General features: G+C 57.9%; 16 protein-coding genes. 10 read left to right on the plus strand and 6 right to left on the minus strand.

The window, feature by feature from the left end; all coding sequences use genetic code 11:
- Nucleotides 1-8: 8 nt before the first annotated feature.
- Complete coding sequence (locus tag ACN0TS_RS02775; protein WP_417257780.1) at nt 9-866, plus strand: hypothetical protein; 858 nt, start codon at nt 9-11, stop codon at nt 864-866.
- Nucleotides 867-1,048: 182 nt separating this feature from the next.
- Here the strand turns inward: ACN0TS_RS02775 and ppk2 are convergent, their stop codons facing one another.
- Complete coding sequence (gene ppk2, locus ACN0TS_RS02780) at nt 1,049-1,984, minus strand: polyphosphate kinase 2 (protein WP_417257781.1); 936 nt, start codon at nt 1,982-1,984, stop codon at nt 1,049-1,051.
- 187 nt (nt 1,985-2,171) lie between these two features.
- Here ppk2 and parE point away from each other — a divergent pair, with 187 nt between their 5' ends.
- From parE to ACN0TS_RS02800, 4 genes are all read left to right on the plus strand, one after another.
- Entirely contained in the window at nt 2,172-4,145 is a 1,974-nt protein-coding gene (gene parE / locus ACN0TS_RS02785; RefSeq protein ID WP_417258175.1) for a DNA topoisomerase IV subunit B, read from the plus strand.
- Nucleotides 4,146-4,188: 43 nt separating this feature from the next.
- Nucleotides 4,189-4,497 (plus strand): hypothetical protein, encoded by a 309-nt coding sequence (locus ACN0TS_RS02790; protein ID WP_417257782.1) that lies wholly within the window; start codon nt 4,189-4,191, stop codon nt 4,495-4,497.
- Between the two features lie 304 nt (nt 4,498-4,801).
- Entirely contained in the window at nt 4,802-5,047 is a 246-nt protein-coding gene (locus ACN0TS_RS02795; protein ID WP_417257783.1) for a hypothetical protein, read from the plus strand.
- A 149-nt stretch (nt 5,048-5,196) separates the two neighbouring features.
- Nucleotides 5,197-5,355 carry a hypothetical protein gene (locus ACN0TS_RS02800; RefSeq protein ID WP_417257784.1) on the plus strand — a complete coding sequence of 53 codons (159 nt, stop codon included), beginning with the start codon at nt 5,197-5,199 and terminating at the stop codon, nt 5,353-5,355.
- Between the two features lie 124 nt (nt 5,356-5,479).
- Here the strand turns inward: ACN0TS_RS02800 and ACN0TS_RS02805 are convergent, their stop codons facing one another.
- The 5 genes from ACN0TS_RS02805 to proS all read right to left on the minus strand — a co-directional run bounded on the left by ACN0TS_RS02805 (nt 5,480) and on the right by proS (nt 10,311).
- Nucleotides 5,480-6,160, minus strand: coding sequence for an ABC transporter ATP-binding protein (locus ACN0TS_RS02805; RefSeq protein ID WP_417257785.1), 681 nt, complete (start codon nt 6,158-6,160; stop codon nt 5,480-5,482).
- Nucleotides 6,153-7,448, minus strand: coding sequence for a lipoprotein-releasing ABC transporter permease subunit (locus ACN0TS_RS02810; protein WP_417257786.1), 1,296 nt, complete (start codon nt 7,446-7,448; stop codon nt 6,153-6,155). Before ACN0TS_RS02810 ends, ACN0TS_RS02805 begins: the two co-directional genes overlap by 8 nt.
- A gap of 83 nt (nt 7,449-7,531) precedes the next feature.
- Complete coding sequence (locus tag ACN0TS_RS02815) at nt 7,532-8,251, minus strand: ThuA domain-containing protein (protein WP_417257787.1); 720 nt, start codon at nt 8,249-8,251, stop codon at nt 7,532-7,534.
- 85 nt (nt 8,252-8,336) lie between these two features.
- Complete coding sequence (locus tag ACN0TS_RS02820; protein ID WP_417257788.1) at nt 8,337-8,855, minus strand: DUF2937 family protein; 519 nt, start codon at nt 8,853-8,855, stop codon at nt 8,337-8,339.
- Between the two features lie 118 nt (nt 8,856-8,973).
- A complete protein-coding gene (gene proS / locus ACN0TS_RS02825) occupies nt 8,974-10,311 on the minus strand; it encodes a proline--tRNA ligase (RefSeq protein WP_417257789.1) in 1,338 nt (445 codons plus the stop codon).
- Nucleotides 10,312-10,503: 192 nt separating this feature from the next.
- Between proS and ACN0TS_RS02830 the strand changes: the two genes are divergently transcribed.
- From ACN0TS_RS02830 to ACN0TS_RS02850, 5 genes are all read left to right on the plus strand, one after another.
- The gene (locus tag ACN0TS_RS02830; RefSeq protein ID WP_417257790.1) at nt 10,504-10,812 is read left to right on the plus strand and encodes a hypothetical protein; all 309 of its coding nucleotides are present in this window, start codon (nt 10,504-10,506) and stop codon (nt 10,810-10,812) included.
- Nucleotides 10,805-12,535 carry a methyl-accepting chemotaxis protein gene (locus tag ACN0TS_RS02835; RefSeq protein ID WP_417257791.1) on the plus strand — a complete coding sequence of 577 codons (1,731 nt, stop codon included), beginning with the start codon at nt 10,805-10,807 and terminating at the stop codon, nt 12,533-12,535. Before ACN0TS_RS02830 ends, ACN0TS_RS02835 begins: the two co-directional genes overlap by 8 nt.
- A 64-nt stretch (nt 12,536-12,599) precedes the next feature.
- Nucleotides 12,600-13,700: an AI-2E family transporter gene (locus tag ACN0TS_RS02840; RefSeq protein WP_417257792.1), complete on the plus strand. Its 1,101-nt coding sequence runs from the start codon at nt 12,600-12,602 to the stop codon at nt 13,698-13,700.
- A gap of 3 nt (nt 13,701-13,703) precedes the next feature.
- Complete coding sequence (locus tag ACN0TS_RS02845; protein ID WP_417257793.1) at nt 13,704-14,390, plus strand: chromosomal replication initiator DnaA; 687 nt, start codon at nt 13,704-13,706, stop codon at nt 14,388-14,390.
- Between the two features lie 53 nt (nt 14,391-14,443).
- Nucleotides 14,444-16,636 carry an RNA degradosome polyphosphate kinase gene (locus tag ACN0TS_RS02850; RefSeq protein ID WP_417257794.1) on the plus strand — a complete coding sequence of 731 codons (2,193 nt, stop codon included), beginning with the start codon at nt 14,444-14,446 and terminating at the stop codon, nt 16,634-16,636.
- Nucleotides 16,637-16,656 lie beyond the last annotated feature (20 nt).

Consider the following 16,656-nt stretch of genomic DNA (forward strand, 5'->3'; position numbering starts at 1 on the left):
TTTGATGCTTGAAGAAAGTTCATTTCGATACGAACCCGACTGAAGAGTCGGCGCACTATGCAGAACTGGCAAACTTACTACTCGTTTTACTCAATAGAGTAAGTGTTGAACTCACCGTAGAATCGCAGCTGAATAAGGTTCTCAATGAAGATCAATTTCGAGTTTCTGGCAGCCTAATCCACTCTGTGTGCGCTGTCGGAACGCTCCTTCCTGAGCTTATCGAGGAAAAGTCAATTCGCCTCCCTTATGCGTTCCCGATAGCAAGAATGTGTTATGAGCGGTTGCTGTCAGCAGCATACGTGCTGTCGGACAACGGAGAGGCCGCTAATCGCTCGATTCTATATTCCGTATATAGTGCCTTCAAAAACCAAAAGAGACACTACTCAGCCGGGAATTATCGCGAGGTGATTCCAGCAGGGTATCGAATTTCACGCAAGTCTAATATAGTGGCTGAAGCCATTGATTTCTTTGAAAAACAAAAAAACGCAAGACTCGAGTGTGAGCTCGATAGGCATGCCAGATGTAAGATAATTGGAACAAGAAGTAGTAAAGCGGGCATGCTTTTTGAATCGGTTGAGCAAGCAGGTCATGCGACTTCATCAGAGATCGTGCACGGCAGTTATCATTCGACCCTCCTATTTTCGGACAGCGCGGCAGCGGGCTCTCTTGCAAGGAATCTGGATGAAGCGACAACTATGATAATGATGATTTTTGTCCTATCATCTGAGGCCATGGGGCACTTGCTTGCAGAGATATTCCCTGACCTTCCAAGCCCACCTCTATTGATCGAAGCTGGCAAGACATTCGCGAAGTTTGAACTGCCGGAGCACACAGACCTCGTCAACCGCGCATATGGAGAGAACTAATTTGTGAAGAATCCGTTTTAGGGGCTTGGAGCGGCCCTTAGGCGGATCTAATGCAAACGGCGGCTTTAGGCCGTGAGAAGGCTTTAAGGTTAGGATGCTGAAAGCGCGTCCATCCCCCCCCAACCCAAAAGACCGCCCCAAACAAAGGCGGCCTTTTGGTGTTTGCTGATCACATCGCCCGTTCAAGCGTTCTTACCGCGGCGTGTTTCGGGGTGGAGCGCGGTGCCGAGGATGTGGTCGGATTTATGCACCACATGTGAGGCATGGCCGACGATGAGCGGATCGGGGCGCCCGACGATGTCGTGGTCCTTATCGGGATAATCCACCGTCGAGAGGAAGTGACGCATACAGTTGATCCGCGCGCGTTTCTTGTCGTTGGATTTGATGATGGTCCACGGCGCATCCGCCGTATCGGTGTAAAAGAACATCGCCTCTTTGGCCTCGGTGTAATCATCCCACAGACCCAAAGACGCCTTGTCGATGGGCGACAGTTTCCACTGTTTGAGCGGGTCGGTTTCACGCGATTTGAACCGGCGCTGTTGTTCGTCCCGCGTCACCGAGAACCAGTATTTATACAGACGGATGCCAGAGCGCGTGAGCATCTGCTCGAACACAGGGGTCTGGCGCATGAACTCGAGATATTCGGTAGGCGTACAAAAGCCCATCACCCGCTCGACGCCCGCACGGTTGTACCATGAGCGGTCATAAAGCACGAATTCGCCATTCGTGGGCAGGTGTTCGACATAGCGTTGGAAAAACCACTGGCCGCGTTCGACATCGGTGGGCTTGTTGAGCGCCACGACACGGGCCGCCCGCGGATTGAGATGTTCGGTAAAGCGCTTGATCGTGCCGCCCTTACCCGCGGCATCGCGCCCCTCAAACAGCAGGACGAACTTCTCGCCCGTCTCCTGCGCCCAAAGCTGCGCCTTGAGCAATTCGGCCTGAAGTGCAACCTTCTGCGCCTCATAGTCCCTGCGCGACATCTTATCCTCGTACGGGTAGACCCCCGCCTCGAACGCCCGCGCGACCTTGTCGCCCGTCACCGTCGGAAACTCCGTTGGCCCCGCGGTCTCGGTCTCGGGTGTCGGGGCGGTTGCGGCGTCTGTCGGTGCGGTCATGCGTTTTCTCCTAATCGTCTGTGTGGGTTGAGGGCTTATACCACATCGCGCCCGAAGATACCTTGATCTGGGCCAAGGTTTCACGGTCCGCGTTCCACGGCTCCCCTTGCGTCCGTCCCGCGTGGATGGTCTACTCGCGCCCCAAAGAGCCACAATGACGACACCCCAAGAATCGAGCAAAAGCCCCATGTCCGACGACCTTCTCTCAGGCCAATCAAACACGTCCCAACCGTCCACCGATTACGACGCCTCCTCCATTGAGGTGCTCGAGGGACTGGAACCCGTGCGCAAACGCCCGGGCATGTATATCGGCGGCACGGACGAGCGGGCGCTGCACCACCTTGTGGCCGAGATCCTCGACAACTCGATGGACGAGGCCGTCGCAGGCCACGCCAACCGCATCGAGTTGACGCTGCACGCCGATTACTCCGTCACCGTCACCGATAACGGGCGCGGCATCCCCATCGACCCGCATCCCAAGTTTCCCGACAAATCCGCACTCGAAGTGATCCTCTGCACACTCCACGCGGGCGGGAAATTCTCGGGCGACGCCTACGCCACATCGGGCGGCTTGCACGGGGTGGGCTCGTCGGTGGTCAACGCGCTCTCCGACAGCCTCATCGTCCAAGTGGCCAAGAACAAGGAACTCTACGAGCAGCGCTTTGCCCGTGGCATCCCCCTCGGCCCCGTCGAGAAAATCGGCGCAGCTCCCAACAAGCGCGGCACATTCGTGACCTTCCACGCCGACGAGGAAATCTTCGGCAAGCACCGCTTCAAGCCCAAGCGCCTCTTCACGCTGGCGCGCTCCAAAGCCTACCTCTTCTCTGGTGTCGAACTGCGGTGGAAATCGGAAATCGACGACGGCGAAACGCCGATGGAGGCGACCTTCCACTTCCCCGGCGGTCTGGCCGATTACCTCAGCGAGACATTGGGCAAATCCACCACCTACGCCGAGCGCCCCTTCGCGGGCACCGTCGAGTTCGGCCCCCGCTTCGGCGTGCCGGGCAAGGTCGAATGGGCCATCAACTGGACCCCTGCCCGCGACGGCTTCATCCAGTCCTACTGTAACACCGTGCCCACCCCCGAGGGCGGCACCCACGAAAGCGGCTTCTGGGCCGCCATCCTCAAAGGCGTCAAGGCCTACGGCGAGTTGGTCGGCAACCGCAAGGCCAAGGACATCACCCGCGAAGACCTGCTCACGGGCGGCTGTGCGCTTGTCTCCTGCTTCATCCGCGAGCCTGAATTCGTCGGCCAAACCAAGGACCGCCTCGCCACCTCCGAGGCCGCCCGCCTCGTCGAGAACTCCGTGCGCGACCACTTCGACAACTGGCTCGCCGCCGACACCAAATCGGCAGGCTCCATCCTCGACTTCCTCGTGCTGCGCGCCGAAGAACGCCTGCGCCGCCGCCAAGAGAAAGAAACCCAACGCAAATCCGCGACCAAAAAGCTCCGCCTGCCGGGCAAGCTGACCGATTGCACCTCCAAAGACCGCTCGGGCACCGAGCTGTTCATCGTGGAGGGCGACTCTGCGGGTGGCTCGGCCAAGGGCGCACGCAAACGCGAGACCCAAGCGCTCCTGCCGCTCAAAGGCAAAATCCTCAACGTGCTTGGCGCGGCCTCAGGCAAACTCAACTCGAATCAGGAAATCTCCGACCTGTGCGAAGCCCTCGGCGTCCAGATGGGCACCCGCTTCAACATCGAGGATCTGCGCTACGACAAGATCATCATCATGACCGATGCGGACGTCGATGGCGCCCATATCGCCGCGCTCCTGATGACCTTCTTCTACACCCAGATGCGCCCGCTGATTGACCAAGGCCACCTCTACCTCGCCTGCCCGCCGCTCTACCGCCTCACCCAAGGGCCAAAGCACCTCTACGTGACCGACGATGCGGAAAAAGACCTCTGGATGGAAAAGGGTCTGGGCGGCAAAGGCAAGATCGACGTGCAGCGTTTCAAAGGGCTTGGCGAAATGGATGCCAAAGACCTCAAAGAGACCACGATGGACCCCAAAACCCGCAAGTTGATCAGGGTCACAATCGACGAGGACATCCCAGGAGAAACGGCAGATCTGGTCGAGCGTCTCATGGGCAAAAAACCCGAACTGCGCTTCCAGTATATTCAAGCGAATGCGCAGTTTGTTGAGGAGTTGGATGTTTAGGGGTTAAGGTGCCATTAATGTTAATAACACTGTGGGTACAATAATGTCGGATCCGATACACTACACTCCCACTTTAGAAGAGTTAGAAGAACAAGAGCAGGCTCGCGCAAGAGTCCCACACTACGTGGAACAAATAAGTGAAAATATCGAAAGTCTGAAATATGAATCATCCGACAATGGAGAAAAACTCGACCAAATCATAGCCCTATTAGAACGGCAGAATGACCTTCTGGTTAGCATTGACCATGCTCACTACAATAAACGTAGTGATGAAAGCATCTTACTCTCTAGAATTATCGTCCTGCTCACGATTATGGGGGCATTATTTTTTGCTCTAAGTTGGTGGAACTGACAAATCATATTTCCGCATTCGCAAATGCGTTGCATTCTGTCTTGCGCCTGACCCGAAGGTGGGTGCGAAAGCGCCCGCCCGTCTCACCAAAGGTGAGCCAGTAACATGTGGGCGGGTCGGGCGCTCGTGATTTGCTCTGCAAATCATCACTCTGGACACCACCACGGCACAGCCAAAACCAAACCGCCCTGCCCTGAGGCATGAGCGCGAACTGTGCGGCCCGTCACTCAGGACAGCCCCACCCGCCATTGCCTCGACGCCCCTGCGCTTTTAAGCTGCCCCTGCCCCAACAAAAGAGCCGCCCATGCGCATTCTGTTTTTTCTCTGCCTGATCGCCTTCCTCGCCGCATTGCTGTGGTATGTCGGTCTGCAAGGCTATGCCTGCGGCTTTTCCCCCACGGGCAGCGCCAACTGCCCGCTGCGGATGCCGTGGGAATTGAGCGATGAGGATTTCGGCGTGATCGCCACGCCTCTCATCGTCGCGGGTCTCGCCCTGATCGCGAGCGGCTACGCCGCCTTTTTCCGCAAGGAGCCGCCCGCCGAGGACTGATCCGCCGAGGCCCCGCCCGCCAAAAACCGACCCGCGATCACGCCCCTGTCACCCGCGATCACATCGCCGCGCGTTGCCTTGTGACGGCGCGGCGGCGTGCCTTTATCGAGGGCAGTCGCAACAAGACAGACAGAGACGGGAGACAGCCCATGCAGAAATTCTTCAAATCCCTTGCCCTCACCCTCGCCGCGCTGATGGCCTCGCCCGCCTTGGCGGAGTCGGATGATCCGTTGCACGCGCCACAGGTGCGCATCGCGCAAGAGACGATCACGGCAATCGCTGAGGCTGCGGAGAAGCAGCCCGACTGATGAGGGGGCGCGGGCGTTGAGGCTGCGGGAATTTCGGCATGGGGCGCGGTGAGGCTGCGTCCTGTTCCCGCCGCGGGATGCCCGACAGGGGTCCGACACATGTCCGACAGCTATCCGACACCGTTTAAACGGCCACAATCCGCCCTTGGTCCAACCGCACGACGCGGTCCATTTTGGCGGCCAGTTCCATGTTGTGCGTGGCGATGAGCGCCGACAATCCCTCGTCGCGCACCACGTCCATAAGCGCCGCAAACACGCGGTCCGAGGTCTCTGGATCGAGGTTCCCCGTTGGCTCATCTGCCAATAATAACAATGGCTTATTGGCAAGCGCACGGCAGAACGCCACCCGTTGCTGCTCGCCCCCCGACAGCGCCGCAGGACGGTGATCGGCGCGGGCCCTCACTCCGACTTTATCAAGCAATTTCAAGGCTCTAGCCTCTGCATCACGGGCAGGCACCCCGTTGGCCAGTTGCGGCAAAACCACGTTTTCAAGGGCGGTAAATTCAGGTAGAAGGTGGTGAAATTGGTAAATGAATCCAATGCCTTGGCGGCGCAGCGCCGTGCGTTTGCGGTCGCTTAATCCGCCCACATCCTGCCCGCCGATCCGCACCGTTCCCCCGCTCGCCACATCCAACATGCCCGCGATATGCAGCAGTGTCGATTTCCCCGCCCCCGAAGGCGCGATCAGACCGACAACTTCGCCCTTGGCCACGTCGAGATCGACCCCACGCAAGACATTGACTTCGTTATGCTTTTGCGCGTTGTAGACCTTGGTGACGCCCTCTAAATGCAACATATTACTCATAGCGCAGCGCCTCCACAGGGTTCATCCGCGCCGCCCGTCGCGCAGGGAAAATCGTCACGATGAACGACAGCCCCAAAGACAGGCTAACCGCTTTAAATACATCAACAAATCGCAACTCCGCAGGCAGCGCATAGATGCCCCGAATGCTCGGGTCCCACGCCCCGCCGCCGTTGAGATAGTTGACGAAGGCCATAATGCTATCAATGTTGAGCGCGAACAGCGATCCGATCAAAACCCCGAAGGCCGTCCCAAGCACGCCAGTGACCGCGCCACAGATAAAAAACACCCTTAAAACAGAGCCTTCCGTCAATCCGATGGTCCGCAGGATGCCGATATCACGGCCCTTGTTCTTGACCAACATGATGAGGCCGGAGACGATATTCATCGCCGCGATCAGCACCAAAACCGACAGGATCACGAACATCACGTTGTCTTCCATATCAAGCGCACTGAGGAAGGCCCCAGCCGACTGTTTCCACGTCCAGACAAGCCCGTTGTCCCCCACCGCCTGCATCAACTCGAAGCTGATCTCATCCACCGCATCGGGGTGGGCCAGCATGACCTCGATCTCGTCAGCTGCGCCTTCGGAATTGAAGTAGCGCTGCGCCTCGGCGAAAGGCAGGTAAGCCCTTGTTTTATCAATATCATATCTCCCTGCGGTAAAGATATAGACAACCTCGAATGCCGACACGCGCGGGCTTGTCCCGAAGGCGGTTTTGGCCCCGTCAGGCGAGATGAGTTTGATGGTATCTCCGACCACCACACCCAATTCACGCGCCACGCCAGAGCCGATCGCGATGCCCTCCTCGAACCGCGCCACATCGCCCCAGCTTTCATCAGGATGCTCAGCCACGCGCGGGATGGTCATCAGGTCGTCTTTGGCGATGCCGTAAACCTCGATCCCCGCATTTGACCCGCTGCGCGACGCCATCACCTGCCCACGAACCAAGGGGGCAGCACGGATCACTTCGGGAAGCGCCAAGAGCTTGTCGGCCCACTCGTCATAATTGGAAATGGAGCGCGCCGTTTGGCCATTTTCATCAACATAAACAGAGGAATAGACCGTGGCGTGTGCATTGGCTCCGAGGATCGTATCCACGAATTCGGTGCGAAACCCCGTGCGCACGGACAGGGTGATGATCAGCGCCGCCACGGCCAAGGTGATACCGATGAGGGAAATCCATGTCATCACAGACACGCCCCCCTCCTCGCGCCGCGCACGCAGATAGCGCCACGCGATCATCCATTCGAAACGGGAAAACGGCTTGGTGGACTGGCCTTCGGTCATCGGGCGAAACGGGCTCCAAAATAGGTTGCCCGACACTCCCTTGCGACGACCAAAAGGTCAAGGCTCAGCCACTCACGCGCAGATCAGTAATTGTTGAGATCCGAGGCATAATCCGCGTGTTTCTCGCCCGCATCCTGTGCGGCTTTGCGCCCTTGTGCGGCCCACAACAGACCGCGACGGACCATCTCACGCGCTGGACCGTGGTCGATCACATCGGCATGGTGGCCGAGCGCATTGTAGTAGACCCGCCCCAAGCCCCACCGTTTGGTCCATGCCACAGGCATATCCACCGCGCCATTGGGCGTGTGATACCATGTCACGGTCGGAAAGCGCGTGGTGGCAAGGACTTCGTTGGCGGGGTCGGTGTGCAAGTAGTATTGCTCGCTCTCCACCTCGAAATCCTTGATCCCTGCTGTCAAAGGAGATGAGGAATTACAGATATTTACGGTGTATTTTACGCCATCACCGCCGGGGTGGGAGACCCAATTGGCCCCTGTCATAAACTGCCATAGAACTTGGTCACGAAACGCATCACACATGCCGCCGTGGACACCCGCAAGGCCTGTGCCACGCGCCACAGCTTCGGAGACGTTCACCACATAGTCCTTCTCGATCTGGCTCATGGTCCAGATCGGCACGATCAGATCGACCGCCTCAAGTGCGGCTTGGTCCGCAAAGCAGTCCAGATGATCGACGACTTCAACGTCAAAGCCCTCACCCGTCAGAATATCACGGCACAGCGCAGCCACCTTGTCAGGCTCATGTCCGTCCCAGCCGCCCCATGTAATCAATGCGTTTGCCATATCTCTCTCCCTTGTTAGCGCCAACATTGCGCAAGTCATCCGAGCGGTCAACGCATGATTATGCAAAGCCCTCGCGCAAATTGCCTCAGGAGGTAAAGGTCAGACCGCCGTTCTTTTTGCGGCGCTTTCGGAAGGGCCACGCGAGCAGACGCAACAGGCCCGCGATGGTAAGATACCCGCCCAGAAATCCGACAAATCCCGCGATCAGCCCCTCAATAGATAACGGTAAGGCGGGGACGAAATCATCCCAAGTGGCGCGGGCCAATTGCGTGTCGGCAACACGGTGCGGCATGGTGAGACGCTGCAATGGCGTCGCAGTCCGCAGAGCAATCTGGTCCTCACTAAGAGCGGCATGGCGCTCAATCGTGCGGCGCATGTCGCGACGTCGGTTTTCCATAAACACACTTCCGCCCATAGAGGCCAAAGCCTCGTCACGGGTCATATCGGCCCGCTGCGCAGAATGATCGAAATCCGCAATCACAACACCGAGCGCTTCGACCTGCCCGCCGAGCCTTTGGGTGTATTGTTGTGTGAACTCTGGAAACTGCGATGCGCAAGCCGCACCGAACAGGCCTCCGACCAATGTCAGCACTCTAAATATCATGCTCTACCTTCCGCCCGTTGTTGGGTCTAATTGCGATCAACATTGGGGGATTCGCAAAGGCAGGACAAACGCCCTGCCTTTCACTGTCGGTCATACGGCGGCAATCCGCCAGAAATGCTTAGAGATTGGCGTAGATTTGCGCAATTTTTTCGACGGCCAATTCGGGCGTCATCTCTTCGCTTTCACCTGTCCGGCGGCAGGTCACTTCGACCACGCCGTTTTTCAAACCGCGCGGGCCAACTGTAATGCGCCATGGCAGGCCAATCAGGTCCATCGTCGCGAATTTACCGCCAGCGCGTTCTTTACGGTCGTCATAGAGCGGCTCAAGGCCAAGGGCAGTGAAGCTCTTGTAGAGTGCCTCGCACGCGCCATCAGCCTCGTCATCGCCCTGCTTGAGGTTGACGATGCCCACGTGGAACGGCGTGACGCCCTCGGGCCAGATGATGCCGTTCTCGTCGTGGCTCGCCTCGATGATTGCGCCTAACAGGCGTGACACGCCGATGCCGTGCGACCCCATGTGAACGGGAACGGGTTTGCCATCGGGGCCTTGAACCTTGGCGCCCATTGGTTCGGAATACTTGGTGCCAAAGTAGAAAATTTGTCCCACTTCGATGCCGCGCGCGGTGCGTTGACGCTCGGCAGGCACTTTAGCGAACTCCGCCTCGTCATGGGTCTCGTCGGTGCGTGCGTAGAGTGTGGTGAACTCTTCCATCACAGCGCGACAATCCTCAACGCTATCGTAATCAATATCCCGCTCGCCCAGTTTGATGTTGGTTACATTGGCATCGTAGAACACCTCGGACTCGCCCGTGTCGGCCAGAACAAGGAACTCGTGGGTGTCGTCGCCGCCAATCGGACCACTGTCAGCCCGCATCGGGATCGCCTGAAGCCCCATGCGCTCATAGGTGCGGATGTAGGACACGAGATGACGGTTATAGGCGTGCAGCGCGTCCTCTTTGGTCAAATCAAAGTTGTAACCATCCTTCATCAGGAATTCACGGCCCCGCATCACCCCGAAGCGCGGACGCACCTCATCGCGGAATTTCCACTGGATATGATAAAGAGTGAGCGGCAGATCTTTGTAAGAGCCGACGTGGGCACGGAAGATATCCGTGATCATTTCCTCGTTGGTCGGACCGTAAAGCATGTCGCGCCCGTGGCGGTCCGTGATGCGCAGCATCTCGTCGCCGTAGTCATCGTAACGGCCACTCTCGCGCCAGAGGTCCGCCGATTGCAACGTTGGCATCAACAGAGGGATGTGACCCGCGCGTTGTTGTTCTTCATCGACGATCCGCTCGACATTCTTGAGCACCTTCAGCCCCAACGGCAACCACGAATAAATACCCGCCGCTTGCTGACGGATCATCCCCGCACGCAGCATCAATCGGTGCGACGCGATTTGGGCATCAGAGGGGGTTTCTTTAAGAACGGGCAGAAAATAGCGCGAAAGACGCATGGGCAAGGCCTCGTGAAAATTGCGGTTTTCATTCGTCTAAGCGATTGAGCCAAGCCGCACAAGACGCACAACGCCTGTTGGGCTCAACACCCGTTGGGTTGTCGACCGCATCGCCTGTCGACCGAACTTAAGGAATTCGCAATTTCTCTGCCTTAAGGATGTGACTTGAGAACAACCTTGAGGGGCAAATACGTGACATTTCTTGAACGCTTTATGGTGGGGATGACCCTCCTATTCAGCCTCGCGATTGCGCCGTTAAGCGTAATGTCGATGCCATATACCCAGTCGGGGCCCGCTCTCGCGATCATTCCGCCGTGGGCAGATCGAAAGGCCACGCTCGCACAGGCGGGACTGACAGAGATTTCGCCAGGACGCGCGCCCTTTGGCGTCCTTGTTCAACCTGCCCCGTCAATTGACCTTGCAACCTTGCGCGAAAACGGCGTCTGGGCGTTGCTCGACGGCACCCTGATCGCCGCTATCTGTGGAGTGAAAAATGCCTGATCAAACCCAAACCTTTGAGTCGACACAAGTCGACGCCGTCAAACTGCTTGGGCGCACCACCGTTGGGATATCGATCTTTATGGTCGCCTTTATCGCGCTACAGGGCGGGAACCTAAACATCGCGGCCATCGGAGCGGTGTTTTTTAGCGCTTTGGCCCTATTGGCAGGGCGCATGACACCGCGAGTTTCACGCGCGCTCACCGCGCAGGCTCTGGTCGGCACCGCGATCACCTTCAACGCGGCGCTGATCGGCCATCCGCTTCAGATCGACAGCCATATGCTCTACTTCGCCGTTCTGGCTATGATTGTATTGATGAGTGGCCCTCGTGCGCTGTTGTTGGCTGCGGGTACCATCGCGGTTCATCACCTTGTATTGACCTTTGCCATGCCTGCGCTGGTCTACCCGACCTCCGAGTTGGGCTTTAACATCATGCGTACCGCTTTCCATGCACTAATCGTGGTGATGGAAACGGCCACCCTCGGTTACATGATTGTCAAACGGGTCGCGCTGAACCGCATTATCGAAGAGGGTCAGGCGCAAACCCTTGCCGCAGCCGAGGAGGTGCGCATCGCCCTTGAAAGCGCCGAACAGGAGAAATCCCGCGCAGAAGCCGCGCTCAAAGAGGCCCAAGAGGCCACAGAGCAAGCGGCCGCCTCAAGCCGAGTGGCACAAGAGGCCCTGCGCGCCCACGAAGAAGCCCAACACGAACATGACCTCACGCGTCAGGAAGAGGAACAAGCGCGCGCCAAGCGGGATGCTGCCCTCGCTGACCTGCTTGACGTCTTTGAAAAACACCTCGACCAACTGTCCTCAGGGGATTTGAGCACACGCATCGACGAAGATTTGCACCAAGACTACGAAGGGCTACGTGCCGCCTTCAATGAAACGGTTGCCCGACTTGGCTTTGCCATGCAGGAAGTGCGCCAGCAATCAAGCTCCATGCAGATTCAATCCGGCGAAATTGCCGCCTCCGCGAATGATCTGTCCACACGCACAGAACGTCAGGCCGCCGCACTGGCCAATATCGCCCGCTCGGTCCAAGACCTCAACGAATCCCTCAACTCCGTCGCCGCAGATTCCTCAGACGCGCGCAAACTCGCAGAGGCCACATCAGGTGACGCGGCCGAGGGTTCCGCCATCATGGAGCAGGCCGTGAACGCAATGCGTGGCATTGAAGAAAGCTCAAACGAGATCAACAAGATTACGGGCGTGATTGACGACATCGCCTTTCAAACCAACCTGCTCGCGCTCAACGCAGGGGTGGAAGCCGCCCGCGCAGGTGAAGCGGGCCGTGGCTTTGCCGTGGTCGCCTCAGAGGTACGCGCACTTGCACAACGCTCCTCAGATGCGGCTCGTGAGATCAACCAATTGATCGAGCGCTCAAGCCAACAGGTCTCAAGCGGAGCCGAGCTGGTTGATAGAACGGGACAGGCGCTTGGCGGGATCAAGGAGTCGGTCGACAAAATCACCTGCCGCCTCCAATCATCTGCTGAAGCCATGATCGTCCAGTCGCGGCAATTATCGGACGTCAACACCTCGATCTCGGAACTCGAAGGCGTCACACAGCAAAACTCCGCCATGTTCGAACAAACAACTGCCGCCAACACCCTTTTGTCGAACAGTGCGCAAGCCCTCTCCGATATGGTCGCGGTTTTTGTCACCGACCCCGCGGAGGCCACGCCCCCCTCAACGCAAAGCGACGACCTAGCACAGGCCTCATAAACCACGCGCCCCCTTGAAACACTGGTGCCTATCCGCGATATGTGGGGCAACCAAAGGGGGTCGCATGGCGCTGCCAGTAAAAGAACAGGCAAAATATTGGGGCATCGCTGCGGTGGTGTTCTTTGCCTTGCTCTATCTCTTAGGCAACGTGATCTTGCCTTTTGTATTGGGCATGGCCGTGGCCTATATGCTCGACCCCGTCGCGGATCGCCTCGAAAAATGGGGCCTGTCACGCATTGCCGCAACCATTTTAATCACAGCGGTTGCAGTCGTTCTCTTTGTCATCGTGTCCCTGATGGTGCTGCCTGCATTAGTCAAACAGGCCACGGGTCTGGTCGAAACCGCGCCGCAACTACTTGATGACTTACAAGCTTTCCTCACCGCGCACTTCCCCGGAATTCTTGATGAAGACAGCCAGTTGCACCAAACCTTGCTGCAAATCGGCGACACCATCCAGTCTAAAGGTGGCGAGTTCCTGCAAACCGCCTTGGCCTCCGCGATGAGCGTACTCAACGTGGCTATGATCCTCGTTCTCGTCCCGGTCATTACCTTTTACCTCTTGATGGATTGGGACCGCATGGTGGCGCAAATCGACAAGATCCTGCCCCGTGATCACGCGCCCACCATTCGACGCCTCGCCAGCCAAATCGACGAAACCCTCGCCGCATTCATCCGTGGGCAAGGCATGGTCTGTCTCATTTTAGGCACGTTCTACGCCGTCGCTCTCATGCTTGTCGGCCTGAATTTCGGTCTCGTTGCAGGAGCCATTGCAGGGGCACTGACCTTTATCCCCTATGTTGGCGCCCTGTTTGGCGGCGCTCTCTCCATCGGGCTGGCCCTGTTTCAGTTTTGGGGGGAATGGCAATGGATCGCCGCCGTCATCGCCATTTTTGCCATTGGCCAGTTCTTTGAAGGCAACATCCTCACACCGAACCTTGTTGGCTCCTCCATCGGGCTGCACCCTGTTTGGTTGATCTTTTCGCTGACCGCATTCGGGACACTGTTCGGGTTTGTCGGCATGTTGATCGCCGTCCCCGTTGCCGCCGCCATTGGAGTTCTGGCACGGTTCGGGATCGACGAATACAAGGGGAGCCGCCTCTATATGGGTCTTGAAGCAGACACTGAACGTGGTGCGTCCTCGGACCCCGACGACACAGCCTCTTAAACGATGTCACAGCAACTCACCTTTGACCTGCCGACCCGCGAAGCCTTGGGTCGCGACGCGTTTTTCGTCGCGCCATCCAACCGCTTGGCCGTGGCAACGCTCGAAAACGCTGCGATGTGGCCCTCTGGAAAGCTCGCTCTCATCGGCCCCAAAGGCTCGGGAAAAACCCATCTGGCGCATGTCTGGGCCAATGATAACAACGCCGCCATCATCGCCGCGACGCAGCTTGCCACCCTTGATGTGCCCGCCATTGCTGCACGACGCAACGTGGTCGTGGAGGACGCCGACACCCTCCCCGCCCTACCCGATGCCCCTGCGGCACAAGAGGCCTTGTTCCACCTACACAACCTCACACTCGCCGAGGGCGGCCGATTGCTCATCACCGCCACACAGGCCCCGAACCACTGGGCATTGACCCTCCCCGATTTGGCCTCGCGCATGGAGGGCACTGCCGTGGCACGGATCGAAGAGCCTGACGATGCGCTGCTGTCCGCGATGTTGGTGAAGCATTTCGAAGACCACCAAATCGCCATTCCGCATACATTGGTCCCCTATCTGATCAAGAGGATCGAGCGGTCTGCCGCCGCCGTGCGTGATATCGTTGATGCCCTAGATGCCGCCAGTTTGAGAGCGCGAAAACCAGTGTCACAAAAACTTGCCGCACAGGTGCTAGACAAGTCGGGAATTTGAGAGAAAGATGGGCCGCAAGGTTCTGATCCATAATCGAAAGGTCCGACCGCAGCATGACGCTCCCCACCGATTTCCTGAACGCCGATTTTGCAACACCCATTCAATTGCCCCCGAGCAAGACCGAAGGGACCGAACGGTTTTTCAACCGCGAATTGTCATGGCTGGCGTTCAACTGGCGTGTTCTTGAGGAAGCCCGCAACCCGCGTGTGCCGCTGTTGGAACGGCTGCGCTTCGTCTCTATTTCAGCGACCAACCTCGATGAATTTTACACCGTGCGCGTGGCGGGCCTGCGCGAATTGGCCAAGGCGGGCAACACCACCCCCGCCGCTGATGGTCGTTCCCCTGCGGAACAGTTGGAACTTATTGCCGACGATGCACGCCGCCTTATGGCCGCGCAAAACGATGCGTCGATCAAAATTCGCAGTGAAATGGAGAACGAGGGCATTTCGATCCTGACACGCTCCAAACTGACCAAGGCCGATCTGGAGCATTTGCAAAATGTGTTCCTGGAGCGGATCTTCCCCGTTTTGTCGCCCCTCGCCATTGATCCCGCACACCCGTTCCCCTTTGTGCCAAACCTCGGCTTGGTGTTGGCGTTGCAGTTGGAGCGCACGAAAGACAGCAAGCCGCTTCAGGCCTTGGTGCCAATCCCCGCGCCACTTGAACGCTTTGTACGCCTGCCCGCGACGGACAAAACGCCTGATCGGTTTTTGCCGCTCGAAGATGTGGTCCTGATCCATATCGACCGCCTGTTTCCAAGCTATAGCGCCATCGGCTCTTGTGTGTTCCGCGTGTTGAGGGATAGCGATCTGGAGGTTGAGGAAGAAGCCGAAGACCTCGTGCGAGAGTTCGAGACCGCGCTCAAACGCCGCCGCCGTGGCGAAGTGGTCCGATTGAAAATCTCAACTGGGGCACCCGATGCCCTCGCCAATGTCATCAAGGAAGAGTTGGGCATCACCGAAGATGAGGTGATCGAAGTGCGTGGCATGATCGGCCTGTCGGATTTGAGCGAACTCATCCTCAAAAACCGTCGCGATTTGCAATGGCCCAACTACACCCCGCGCGTCCCCGAGCGTGTTCAGGATCACGACGGAGATATGTTCGCCGCGATCCAACAAAAAGATATCCTGCTACATCACCCCTACGAGACTTTCGACCTCGTCATCCGTTTTTTAACACAAGCAGCGAACGATCCCGATGTGGTGGCGATCAAACAGACGCTGTATCGCACATCACACGACAGCCCGATCGTCTCCGCCCTCTGCGCCGCCGCAGAAAACGGCAAGATGGTCACGGCCTTGGTCGAATTAAAAGCCCGCTTTGACGAAGCCGCCAATATCCGCCAGTCTCGGCGTCTTGAGCGTTCTGGCGTCCATGTGGTTTACGGGTTCACGAACTACAAAACCCACGCAAAAATCTCCACCGTGGTGCGCCGCGAGGGCGAGCAACTCACCACCTATACCCACTATGGCACGGGCAACTACCACCCGATCACGGCCAAGATTTATACCGACCTGAGCTTTTTCACCTGTGACGCCGCCCTCGGGCGCGACGCCACAAAGGTGTTCAATTATATCGGGGGCTACGCCGAACCCGAAGGATTGGAAAACCTCGCCATTTCACCGACAAGCCTCAAAGCGCGCTTGCTCGAAGGGATCGCCAACGAGGCGCGACTTGCCCGCGAAGGGAAGCCCGGGGAAATCTGGGCCAAAATGAATGCCCTGATCGACCCCGAGGTAATTGACGCCCTGTATGATGCCTCCAAAGCAGGGGTAAAAATCTCCCTCGTTATTCGCGGCATTTGCGGATTGCGCCCAGGGGTCAAGGGACTGTCGGAGACCATCCGTGTCAAATCCATCGTCGGACGGTTCTTGGAGCATTCGCGCATCGTTTGCTTTGGCAATGGCAAGGGGCTACCCTCGAAAAAAGCACGGGTCTATATCTCGTCTGCCGACTGGATGGGCCGAAACCTGAACCGCCGCGTGGAGACGCTCGTGGAAATTCTCAACCCCACGGTGAAAGCCCAAATCGTACGCCAAATCATGGCGGCCAACATGGCAGACACTGCACAAAGTTGGATTTTATCCCCCACAGGATCGTGGGAGCGCCCTGACCTTAGCGGAGAGGAAAAACCCTTTTCCTGCCATCAATTCTTTATGCAACACCCGTCACTTTCGGGGCGTGGATCAGCAGGCGTCAAAGACGTGCCCGAGCTGACCCACGACGACGAACTTGCAACGGGGTAGCAGCGCCACCATAGGGTTTG

This window comes from Celeribacter sp. (genome assembly GCF_048266405.1).
Lineage (GTDB): Bacteria > Pseudomonadota > Alphaproteobacteria > Rhodobacterales > Rhodobacteraceae > Celeribacter.